The organism is Mesorhizobium sp. (assembly GCF_004962925.1).
Lineage (GTDB): Bacteria > Pseudomonadota > Alphaproteobacteria > Rhizobiales > Rhizobiaceae > Mesorhizobium.
This window is the reverse complement of sequence record NZ_SUEO01000374.1, coordinates 1-2272: the sequence shown is the minus strand read 5'-3', so window position 1 is coordinate 2272 and position 2272 is coordinate 1. Positions and strand designations below refer to the sequence as shown.

The 2272-nt window shown below is 65.9% G+C and carries 2 protein-coding genes and 1 pseudogene; 1 reads left to right on the top strand and 2 read right to left on the bottom strand.

Translation table 11 applies throughout. The features are described from left to right. Together E5W87_RS35085 and E5W87_RS35080 are read right to left on the bottom strand one after the other, a co-directional pair. A pseudogene (locus E5W87_RS35085) lies at nt 1-312 on the bottom strand (hypothetical protein); the annotation flags it as partial. Nucleotides 313-378: 66 nt separating this feature from the next. Continuing rightward, nucleotides 379-1107 (bottom strand): GcrA cell cycle regulator, encoded by a 729-nt coding sequence (locus E5W87_RS35080; protein ID WP_292408453.1) that lies wholly within the window; start codon nt 1105-1107, stop codon nt 379-381. Between the two features lie 453 nt (nt 1108-1560). Between E5W87_RS35080 and E5W87_RS35075 the strand changes: the two genes are divergently transcribed. Further along, a complete protein-coding gene (locus E5W87_RS35075) occupies nt 1561-2256 on the top strand; it encodes a helix-turn-helix transcriptional regulator (RefSeq protein WP_292408450.1) in 696 nt (231 codons plus the stop codon). The last annotated feature ends 16 nt before the right edge of the window (nt 2257-2272 follow it).

Here is a 2272-nt window from a genome sequence, read left to right as displayed (position 1 = left end):
GTCCTGCGCCGAGACGCGAAAATCCTCGCGGTAGCGCATGCCCGCCTCGCGCTGCTGGCGCGACAGCGAGGTGATGCCGGTCAGCGGGTCGATATTGCGCACCCGCACAATGGCGCCGGGCGGGCCGTCGTTGGAAACCTCATAGACACGCCTCGCCTCCAGCGTGCCGACCGCCAGCCGTTTGCGGCCGAAGGCGTCGTCCTTCAGCGCGAAATCATGGCCGACCTCCTTGCGGATGCGCACCTGCTCCGCCTCGCCCTTGGCTAGTTTCGGCGGCTTGGCTTTGGCCTTCTGGGCGGTCTTCCTGCTCATCGGTTGCTCCTCGTTTCATTTGCTGTCTTCGCAGAACCCAAGATTGCCGTCCGTTCGGCGATCAGCTCACGCCGCATCCGCCAAAGCCGTGCGGCGATGGTCGCAGAAGCGCGCCGCGTGATAGGCGCAGTAGCTTTTCAGCGGCAGCGTGCGCAGGCCGCAGCACAGCATGTCCAGTCCCGGCCGACTGCCCGGCGCGTCGTTTTCGGGGTCTTCCTCCAGCGTCAGATCGAGCGGCGCCCGACAGCGGTTGAACAGGCAATCGATGAAGCGCATGGCCGCGACATGCGGCTGGCGCCCTACGGCAGTGGGGTGCGGCGCCGGCACCTTGACGGCCTCGCTATCGGGCCCGTGGATCTCGTGCACGAACTGGCGCTGCGGCAGCCAGACCGGTGGCGCCAGCCTGGCCGGCGTCACATGCCTTGCAGGCCCGCTTTGTTTTGCCAGCTTCGCTTGCACCGGCAGTTCTGGTTGCACGGGCAGCTTCGCTTGCCCCGGCAGCTCTGCTTGCCCAGGCAGCTGCGCTCGCCCAGGCGATCCGGCCGGCCCTGCGGACTTGCCCGGCCTGACAAGCTTTGCCGGGTTTTTTCTGGGCCGGCCGCCGGACCTGCCCTGGGGATTGGCAAAACCAATGGCGCGCAAGTCGGCGTTGCGGTGGACGACGCCGATTATCGCGTTGCGCGAGGCCGGGCCGCCGCGCAGCGCGCTCAGCCGGTCGGCGATCCTGGCGGCGGACAGTCCGTCCTTCAGCCAGCGGGCGATGCGTTGCAATTCTGTGTCGGTATAGGCGGGCATGATGTCGATCCGTTTGAAAGAGTTGTGCCCAAGCTCGTCGCTCCCCCGTGAACGGGGAGAAGGAGAGATCACCTCCGGCGACAAAGCTTCGCCTCGGCCGCCTCGCGGGTGGGGCCGGAAACGGCCCTGCCCGTTTGTCGGTCGAAGACGATGACCGTGCCATCTTCGGTGCGAATGCACGAAACGCCGGCACTGCACGCACCGAAATTCGTGGCCGGAACCGTCAGGGAAACGGCTCCGGCCGTTCCGGCCGCCGCCGCTGACGGCAGGGCGACCGGAGCCGAGGCGCGAGCCTCGGGCTTCGTCCCGGCCGGGGAGGAGGACAGCCGGGACGGATGGGAAAGCGAGATGAGGCGACGTGGCTTGTGCATGGCTACATATAAGCATAACTCAAAAAATTATGCAAGCCATTCTTTCATGGACGAAATCGATTCTTATGTTTCAGATGAGGCCATGGCGAAAACCTCATTGTCGATCAAGGTCGGGGCGGCGATTCGCAAGGCGCGCAAGCAGCGCGGCCTGGTGATGCGCCACATTGCCGAGCACAATGACACCGACGTCGCCGCCGTCGGCAATTGGGAAACCGGCCGCAACCTGCCAAAAACCGAGAACCTGTTGAAGACCGCTGCCTTCCTGCGCGTCGACCCGGTTGCGCTCGGCAGGGGCGAGGTCGTCTTCCTCGACGACGCCGACAATGTCGCCGACGCCGAGATCGTCACCGATGCCGCCCCCCTGCCCGCCGGTCCGATGGACATCGAGCTTCTGGGCGCTGCGGTCGGTGGCGACGATGGCGACTTCACCTTCAACGGCGAGGTCGCCGGCTATGTCCAGCGCCCGCCCGGCATCGCCCATTTGCGCAAGGTGTTCGCGCTGCATGTGCTCTCCGACTCGATGGTGCCGCGCTACGAGCCCGGCGAGATGCTCTATTGCGGCGGCCGCGACGCCGTGCCTGGCGACCATGTGGTGATCGAGATGTTCCCCGAGGAGAACGAGCGCAACGGCAAGGCGTTCATCAAGAAACTGGTCAAGCGCACCGCCGCCGAGCTGGTCGTCGAGCAGTACAATCCACCGAAGACGCTGACCTTCAACCGCTACGCGATCAAGGCCGTCTTCCGCGTCATCCCGCTCAAGGAGCTGCTGGGGTATTGAGGGGGTGGCGGGGCGG

What these genes read in the sequence shown, in the direction of transcription:
- E5W87_RS35080 (WP_292408453.1), bottom strand. Translation starts at nt 1,107, where the DNA reads ATGCCCGCCTATACCGACACAGAATTGCAACGCATCGCCCGCTGGCTG.
- E5W87_RS35075 (WP_292408450.1), top strand. Translation starts at nt 1,561, where the DNA reads ATGGCGAAAACCTCATTGTCGATCAAGGTCGGGGCGGCGATTCGCAAG.